Origin of the sequence: Arthrobacter sp. I3 (assembly GCF_000520575.1) — a bacterium.
GTDB lineage: Bacteria > Actinomycetota > Actinomycetes > Actinomycetales > Micrococcaceae > Arthrobacter > Arthrobacter humicola_A.
In genome coordinates, this window is record NZ_KI914942.1 from 19,614 (window position 1) to 27,449 (window position 7,836).

The following is a 7,836-nucleotide window of genomic DNA, read 5'->3' on the forward strand; positions in this document are numbered from 1 at the left end:
CCGACGGCGGGGTCCGCTACCCGCGCGACGTCGCGCTGGCCCTGGCCGCCGGGGCCAGCCAGGTCATGATCGGCTCCTGGTTCGCCGGTACGCACGAGAGCCCGGGGGACCTGCAGCTCGACGCCTCGGGCCGGCAGTACAAGGAGAGCTTCGGCATGGCGTCCGCCCGGGCGGTGCAGAACCGCAACCAACGCGAGGGCGCCTTCGAAAAGGACCGCAAGGCCCTCTTCGAGGAAGGCATCTCCACCTCCCGCATGTACGTCGACGCGGCCCGGCCCGGCGTCGAGGACCTGCTGGACATGATCACCGCGGGCCTGCGCAGTTCCATGAGCTACGCCGGCGCTGCCGATCTCGCCGCTTTCCGGGAGCGCGCCGTGGCAGGCATCCAGTCCGCGGCCGGGTACGAGGAGGGCCGGCCCGTCCCGCAGAGCTGGTGAATCCGGCGCGGCCGGGGACGCGGGCGGTCGGGGGCTGGCGGCGGTTGCTCCTGTAGACTGAACTTCTTATGGACAGTAAATCTAGGTGCCGGCCTGGGGGCTGTCAGCGGAGTACGGAAACCGTGCCCGCCCAGTCCACCCGCAGAGCCGGCAAACCCCGTTCACGTGCCCATCATTCTCCGGCCGCACGCCATTCCGGAGCTTTCCAGGAAACAGGGTCGGCCGCCGCCGACCATCCTCCGCCAGGCCGGGCCTTCCCGCATTTGCGTCCCCTGACGCGTCACGTGCCATGCGCTGCTGCGGAAGCAGGCCGCTGACATGGAATGGCTACTCCTCGCAGCAGGCCTCCTGCTCATCCTCGGCACCGGCTTCTTTGTCGCCGTGGAATTTTCTCTGGTCGCCCTGGACCAGGCCACCGTGCAGCGCGCCGTTGACACCGGCGACACCGCCGCCGAGCCGTTGCTCAGATGTCTCAAGTCACTCTCCACCCAGCTTTCCAGCTGCCAGCTGGGCATCACCATGACCACGCTGCTGACCGGCTATGTCATGGAACCGTCCGTGGGCAAGCTGCTCGAAGGCCCCCTCACCGCGCTCGGTGTCCCGCCGGCGGCGGCTGCCTCGCTGTCCCTGGTCCTGGCAATGGCGGTGGCCACCCTGCTCTCCATGGTGATCGGCGAACTGGTGCCCAAGAACATGGCCATCGCGCTGTCCTTCCCGATCGGCAAGGCCGTCGCCCGGCCCCAGCTGGTGTTCACCGCTATCTTCAAGCCCGCCATCGTGGTGCTCAACGGCTTCTCCAATAAGGTCCTCAACGTCTTCGGCCTGGAGGCCAAGGAGGAAATCTCCGGCGCCCGCACCCCGGCCGAGCTGGCCTCGCTGGTGCGCCGCTCCGCGGCCATGGGCACCCTCGACGCCGGAACGGCCAACTTCATCGCCCGAACCCTGAAGTTCTCCGGGCGGACCGCCGCGGACGTCATGACCCCCCGCATCCGCGTGGAGACCATCGACGCCGACCAGCCGGTCTCGGATATCGTCGAGGCCGCCAAGCGCACCGGATATTCCCGGTTCCCCGTGATCGGCGAGTCCTCCGATGACATCCGCGGCGTGGTCCACATCAAGAAGGCCATTGCCGTGCCCGCGGACCGCCGCGCCAAGCTGCAAGCGGGGGCCATCATGACCGACGTGCTCCGGGTCCCCGAAACCATCCACCTGGACGCCCTCCTCGCCGAACTGCGCGAGGGCAACCTGCAACTGGCCGTAGTCCTGGATGAATACGGTGGAACCGCCGGCATCACCACGCTGGAGGACCTCGTGGAGGAAATCGTCGGGGAAGTGGCCGATGAGCATGACAAGGTCCGGCCCGGCCTGCTCCAAAGCGCCTCCGGGGACTGGTACTTCCCGGGCCTGCTCCGGCCCGATGAACTCTCCGAACAGATCCCGGGCCTGACCGTGCCCGACGAGGCTGCCTACGAAACGGTGGGAGGCTACGTCATGAGCCAGCTCGGCCGCATCGCGGCAGTCGGCGACACGGTCGACGTCGTCGGCGGGACACTCAGCGTGACCCGCATGGACGGCCGCCGGATCGACCGGATCTGTTTCCGGCCCATCCGCGTGTCCGGCGACGGCCAGCCCGCCAGCCAGGCAGGTGCCGCATGAGCGACTGGGCAGGAATCCTCTGGCTTGCGTTCCTCCTGGTGGGCAACGCCTTCTTCGTGGCCGCCGAATTCGCCGTCATGTCGGCCCGCCGCAGCCAGATCGAGCCGCTGGCCGAGGCAGGTTCCAAGCGTGCCCAGACCACACTGCGGGCGATGGAAAACGTTTCCCTCATGCTCGCCTGCGCCCAGCTCGGCATCACCGTCTGCTCGCTGCTGATCCTGCAGGTGGCCGAGCCCGCGATCCACCACCTCCTGGCCGTGCCGCTGGAAGCGGTGGGCGTCCCCGAGGAGGTCGCGAACATTGTGGCCTTCGCCGTCGCCCTGCTGTTGGTGACGTTCCTGCACGTCACGTTCGGCGAAATGGTGCCCAAGAACATCTCCGTGTCCGTCGCGGACAAGGCGGCGCTGCTGCTGGCGCCACCGCTGATGTTCATCGGGCGGCTCGTCAAGCCCGTCATTGCGGCGCTTAACTGGTCCGCGAACCACATCCTGAAGCTGATGCGGATTGAGCCGAAGGACGAGGTGACCTCCACCTTCACCCTTGAAGAAGTGCAGTCGATCGTGCAGGAATCCACCCGCCACGGACTCGTGGACGACGACGCCGGACTCATCACCGGAGCGCTCGAGTTCTCCGAACACACCGCGTCCCGTGTGATGGTTCCGCTGGGCAAGCTCGTCATGCTCAAGGCGGCCACCACGCCGGTCGAATTCGAAAAGGCAGTGAGCCGGACCGGGTTCTCGCGCTTCCCGATGCTCGACGACGACGGCATGCTGGCCGGCTACCTCCACATCAAGGACGTGCTGTCCATCCCGGACGCCGGGTACCACCAGCCGATTGCGGAGAGCCGCATCCGGTCGCTGGCGAACCTCGCCATGGACGACGAAATCGAGCAGGCCATGTCCGTCATGCAGCGCACGGGTTCGCACCTGGCCCGCGTGATCGGACCCGACGGGCTGACCCAGGGCGTGCTGTTCCTCGAAGACGTGATCGAGCAGCTCGTCGGCGAAATCCGGGACGCGACGCAGGCCACGGGCTACCGCAGGCTGGGCCAGGACCAGTAAGGGACAGCCCAATAACGGGCAGCCAGCTGCAGCCGGGCACCGGCGGGGCAGCTGCGGCCGGGCATTGGCGGGGCACGCCGTGTATCCCTAAATAGGAATGATTCCTATTTAGGGATACACTCGGGCTGTTGCTATTGCTCCTGATTCTCAATAACAGATCCGAGGTTTTCCGTGCGTCGTCCCGCTGCCCGAGTCCTGCTGGCTGGTCTTGCCGGCCTGGGCCTCCTGCTCACCGCGTGCAGTCCGACGTCCGGCAGCCCACGGGGGACCGCGGGGGACGGCATGGTCAACGTCGTCGCATCCACCAGCGTGTACGGCGACATTGTCTCCAGCATCGGCGGCGACAAGGTCCGGGTCAGCTCGATCATCAACCGCACCAGCCAGGACCCGCACTCCTACGAGGCCACCACGCAGGACAAGCTGGCCGTCTCCAAGGCCGAGCTGGTGGTGGAGAACGGCGGGGGATACGACGCCTTCATGGACACGCTGGCGACCGACACCGGACTGGACCGCGGCAGCGTCATCAGCGCCGTGGACGTTTCAGGCCTTGTCTCCGAAATCGCTGCCAGCGAAAGCCCGGCAGAGGCGAGCCCCGACTCCGCCGGCCACACCCACGGGTCCACGGGGCTGAACGAACACGTCTGGTACAGCCTGCCTGCCATGTCCCGCCTCGCGGACGCCGTCGCCGGGAAGCTGGGCTCGCTGGAGCCGGCCTCGGCGCAGACGTTCCGGAGCAACGCGGCGGCATTCAAGGACTCGCTCGGCGGCCTGGAAACGAAGCTCGCCGCCATCAAGTCCTCGGCGGGCCACGCGCCCGTGGCCGTCACCGAGCCCGTACCGCTGTACCTGCTCGAGGACGCCGGACTGGAGAACGAAACCCCGGCCGAGTACACGGCGGCGATCGAGGAGGACGCCGACGTCCCGCCCGCCGTGCTCAAGACCACCGTCGATCTCATGGCATCCCGGGGCGTCCGGCTGCTGGCCTACAATACCCAGACCGAGGGACCGCAGACGGCGGCGGTGAAAAAAGCCGCCGAGAACGCCGGCGTCCCGGTCGTGAACTTCAGCGAGACCCTCCCGGACGGCCAGTCCTACCTGCAGTGGATGACCGGAAACGTGGAGAGCATCGGCAAGGCCCTAGGATGATCGCAACAGCGGGAGCAGCCATCTCCGCGGAAAATCGAGGAAACCCCTTTTGACACCGGTAGTGAGCCTGCGCGGCGCCTCCCTGGCGTTCGGCCAACGGACTCTCTGGGAGGGCCTGGACCTGGACATCAACCCGGGTGAATTCTTTGCCGTGCTCGGGCCCAACGGCAGCGGCAAGACCACCCTCCTGAAGGTCCTGCTGGGACTGCAGGAACTGCGCACAGGAACGGCCGTGCTCGACGGCCACCCCGTTGAGCGGGGAAGCCGCCGGATCGGCTACGTGCCCCAGCAGAAATCATTCGACCCCGATACGCCCCTGCGCGCCCGCGACCTCGTGGCCCTCGGCGTCGACGGCCACCGCTGGGGCATCCGCCTCGGCGGCGCCAAGGTGAACCGTAAAGTCGATGAACTCCTGGAGCTTGTGGGCGCCACCGATTACGCCAAGGTGCCGGTGGGGCAGCTTTCCGGCGGTGAGCAGCAGCGCCTCCGCGTGGCGCAGGCCCTCGCGACCGATCCCAAGGTGCTGCTGTGCGACGAGCCGCTGCTCTCCCTTGACCTTCAGCACCAGCAGGGCGTCAGCGCGCTGATCAACAGGCAATGCCGCGACGCGGACAGCGCCGTGGTGTTCGTGACCCACGAGATCAACCCGATCATGGACTATGTGGACCGGGTCCTGTACCTGGCCGGCGGAAAGTTCCGGGTGGGCACACCCGCGGAGGTCATGACCACCGAGGTGCTCTCCGAATTGTATGACAGCCGTGTTGAGGTCATCCAGGCCAACGGCCGGCTGATCGTCGTCGGGCTGCCGGATGCCGCGACGCACCACCATCTGGACGCGCACTCAGTCGCGGGCGAGGTGGGCTAAATGGATCTGGGCGACCTGCTGCACTCAATCTTCAACTTCGAAAACTACGGCGAGCTGCTGGTCCTGGTGCAGAACTCCATCTGGGCCGGCGCCGTCCTCGGGCTGCTCGGCGGAATCATGGGCACCTTCGTGATGAAACGCGACCTCGCCTTCGCCGTCCACGGAATCTCGGAACTCTCCTTTGCCGGCGCGGCGTTCGCACTGCTGATCGGCGCCGACATCATCCTCGGCTCGCTGGCGGGATCCGTGCTGGCAGCCCTGGTGCTCGGCGTGATGGGGGTCCGCGCACGGGACAAGAACTCGATCATCGGCGTCATCATGCCCTTCGGGCTTGGCCTGGGCATCCTTTTCCTGTCCCTGTACGAGGGCCGGGCGGCCAACAAGTTCGGCCTGCTCACCGGGCAGATCGTGTCGGTCGGGACCGTCCAGCTGCAGGTCCTGGCGGTCGCCGCCGTCGTGGTGATGCTGGCGTTGGCCGCCATCTGGCGGCCGTTGACCTTTGCCAGTGTCGACCCCGACGTCGCCAGCGCCCGCGGCGTCCCGGTGCGGGCCCTGGCCCTTGGGTTCATGGTGCTGCTGGGCATCAGCGTGGCGCTGTCCATTCAGATTGTCGGCGCCCTGCTGGTGCTGGCCCTCCTGATCACGCCCGCGGCGGCGGCGATGCGCGTCACGTCCTCGCCCCGGCTGGTGGTCACGCTGAGCATCGTTTTCGCGATGACGGCGACCGTCGGAGGCATCCTGCTGGCCCTCGGCGGCCGGCTGCCGATCAGCCCCTATGTGACCACGTTGTCCTTCCTGATCTACGTGGCCTGTCGGATGATCGGCAGTGCCCGGGCCAGGCGGGGGCTCAACGGGCGGGTGGTGCGGAGCGCGGGAGCTGTGGCTTAAACGCTCTCACGCCTTTGCAGCGGAATTTCCCCAGGTTTGCCGCCGGCCGCCGGCGGGTCCCTGCGCCCCGCCGGTGATTTCCGGGGTCACGAGGTCAAAGGTGGGGAATTTCAGCAGCTCCGGCTATTCGCCGGGTTGACTGGCTGTGCATTCTGGGCACAGGCCGAAGATTTCCACGGTGTGCTCCACCGCGGTGAAGCCGTGCTCATTCGCGATCCGCGCGGCCCAGGCCTCGACCGCCGGTGCTTCCACTTCCACGGCCTTGCCGCAGTTCCGGCACAGCAGGTGGTGGTGGTGCCCGGTGACGGCGCAGCGCCGGTACACCGCTTCGCCGTCGGCGTTGCGCAGGACATCCACCAGCCCGTCGTCGGCGAGGGACTGCAGGATCCGGTAGGAGGTCGCGAGGGACACCGCGGTGCCGCGCTCCTGGAGGATGCGGTGCAGTTCCTGGGTGCTGACGAAGTCCGCCAGGTCGTCCAGGGCGGCACTGACGGCGAGGCGCTGCTTGGTGACGCGCTGTTCCTTGCCCTGCACGGGTGCCGAGGCCGGAGTCCGGCTGCTGCCGGTGGTAGCGCCTTGGGACATCGTGGAACTCGCTTCGTCAAAGAATTCGCGGGTGGGACTCGCTGAGGGTGGCAATGTCCAAGATTACCAGCGCCCAAGATTGCCAGCACCGCTCCGTGGACACTGTGACGGCTGGTGCCTAGGCTGGCCGGATGAAGCTGACCAAATTTACTCACGCCTGTGTCCGCCTCGAACAGGACGGCCGGGTGCTGGTGTTTGACCCGGGCACTTTTTCGGAGACGGACCAGGCCCTGGCCGGAGCACATGCTGTGCTCATTACGCACGAGCACGCGGACCATGTGGACGTCGACGCCGTCGCGGCGGCGTTGCAGTCGAACACCACCCTTGAGCTTTTCGCGCCGGAGGCCGTGGCCGCTACGCTCCGCGGCAAGGCGCCCGACGCCGGAAGCCGCATCCATGTGGCGGGCGCGGGCGAGGAATTTGAAACGTCGGGCTTCGCCATCAGGACATTTGGCGGCCAGCACGCCCTCATCCATCCGCAGATCCCCGTGGTGGCCAACGTCGGCTACCTCGTCGATGGCAATGTCTACCACCCGGGGGATTCCTTCGCGATCCCCGACGGCGTCGACGTCAAGACGCTGCTTGTACCCATCCACGCCCCGTGGAACAAGGTGGGCGAAGTGGTGGATTTTGTCATAGGTGTCCGCGCACCACAGGCCTTCCCGATCCACGACGCGCTCCTGAACGAGCTGGGCCGCGGGCTGGTGGAGGGGCACGTGACCCGGATCGGCGCCAAGTACGGCACCGAGTACCGGCACCTCTCCAGCGGCGATACAGCGGAGGTTTAGCCTTGGCGGGCGCCTTGGCGGGGCTTAGACCGGCGTGCTGGCCGGCTGGCTTAGGCCGGCCAGGCGCCGGTCCGGAAGAACTCGCGCAGCACGTCCTCATGGGGTTCGGGATCCAGGCCGTGGGTCTCCAGCCACTCCGGGTTGTAGTAATTTCCGGCGTAGCGGTCCCCGGCGTCGCACATCAGGGTCACAACACTGCCCCGGCGGCCCTCCGCGATCATCCCGGCGATGAGCTGCCACGCACCCCAGAGGTTGGTCCCGGTGGACGGACCCGCGTGCAGACCGGCGTGGTCCCTCAGATGCCGCATGGCCGCCACCGACGCGGCGTCGGGAACCTGGATCATGTGGTCGATCACGGCGGGCACAAAACTCGGTTCCATCCGCGGCCGGCCGATGCCCTCGATGCGGGA

The 7,836-nt window shown here is 67.4% G+C and carries 8 protein-coding genes and 1 pseudogene; 7 read left to right on the top strand and 2 right to left on the bottom strand.

The genetic code is table 11. The features are described 5' to 3' along the window. The 6 genes from Y706_RS26045 to Y706_RS0116730 form a co-directional block, all read left to right on the top strand. A partial coding sequence (locus Y706_RS26045) for an IMP dehydrogenase (RefSeq protein WP_043436340.1) occupies positions 1–437 on the top strand: 437 nt, incomplete at its 5' end. 318 nt (positions 438–755) lie between these two features. Beyond that, positions 756–2,093, top strand: coding sequence for a hemolysin family protein (locus Y706_RS0116710; protein ID WP_028277498.1), 1,338 nt, complete (start codon positions 756–758; stop codon positions 2,091–2,093). Beyond that, a complete protein-coding gene (locus Y706_RS0116715; protein ID WP_028277499.1) occupies positions 2,090–3,154 on the top strand; it encodes a hemolysin family protein in 1,065 nt (354 codons plus the stop codon). Before Y706_RS0116710 ends, Y706_RS0116715 begins: the two co-directional genes overlap by 4 nt. Before the next feature lie 171 nt (positions 3,155–3,325). Next, a complete protein-coding gene (locus tag Y706_RS0116720; protein ID WP_028277500.1) occupies positions 3,326–4,300 on the top strand; it encodes a metal ABC transporter solute-binding protein, Zn/Mn family in 975 nt (324 codons plus the stop codon). A gap of 49 nt (positions 4,301–4,349) precedes the next feature. Continuing rightward, positions 4,350–5,165: a metal ABC transporter ATP-binding protein gene (locus Y706_RS0116725; protein ID WP_173403088.1), complete on the top strand. Its 816-nt coding sequence runs from the start codon at positions 4,350–4,352 to the stop codon at positions 5,163–5,165. Continuing rightward, positions 5,166–6,053, top strand: a complete 888-nt coding sequence (locus Y706_RS0116730) for a metal ABC transporter permease (protein ID WP_028277502.1) — start codon at positions 5,166–5,168, stop codon at positions 6,051–6,053. A 123-nt stretch (positions 6,054–6,176) separates the two neighbouring features. Here the strand turns inward: Y706_RS0116730 and Y706_RS0116735 are convergent, their stop codons facing one another. Then, on the bottom strand, positions 6,177–6,638 hold the full coding sequence (locus Y706_RS0116735) for a Fur family transcriptional regulator (RefSeq protein WP_028277503.1): 462 nt from the start codon (positions 6,636–6,638) through the stop codon (positions 6,177–6,179). 131 nt (positions 6,639–6,769) lie between these two features. Between Y706_RS0116735 and Y706_RS0116740 the strand changes: the two genes are divergently transcribed. Then, positions 6,770–7,426 carry an MBL fold metallo-hydrolase gene (locus tag Y706_RS0116740; protein WP_028277504.1) on the top strand — a complete coding sequence of 219 codons (657 nt, stop codon included), beginning with the start codon at positions 6,770–6,772 and terminating at the stop codon, positions 7,424–7,426. Positions 7,427–7,476: 50 nt separating this feature from the next. Here Y706_RS0116740 and Y706_RS26050 read toward each other — a convergent pair. Next, positions 7,477–7,836, bottom strand: a pseudogene (locus Y706_RS26050) (PLP-dependent cysteine synthase family protein); the annotation flags it as partial.